Source organism: Pedobacter sp. 05L430 (genome assembly GCF_056397585.1).
Window position 1 is genome coordinate 1 of record NZ_JBFTNT010000657.1, and the last position, 377, is coordinate 377.

Genomic DNA, 377 nt, shown 5'->3' on the forward strand with positions numbered 1-377 from the left:
AGATTAAAAAGACCAATGAGATCATTTCGAAAGACCCTAAGCGTATGGAAAAGAAAGAAGCCTTAAATCTTTTGGACAATTCTTTTTTCGTAAAAGATACTTTAGGTTATTATAAAACGGATGGGAGATTCCCCACAGACCTGTCTTTAGAGCCAACCAATGACTGGATGGTAAGAGATAAAAAACCGACCGAAATATTTGGCTATGGTTACAACGCGGTAGCGTATGATCCTGAAAAAGACAAGATAGCTATTTTAAATACAGTAGCATTTCCTAAAATGGACATGGTAGAAGACCGTAAAGGCAACTTAATGTATCTTGAAGTGGGAAAGACTTCAAAAAATACAGATGATTTCAATAAGATCAAAGCATACCTC

Annotated in this window: 1 protein-coding gene; it reads left to right on the forward strand. The window is 35.8% G+C overall.

Going from position 1 to position 377, the window contains the following annotated elements:
- Positions 1-377 (forward strand): hypothetical protein (locus AC1DG9_RS27835; RefSeq protein ID WP_477635808.1); only part of this gene is annotated, 377 nt, incomplete at both ends.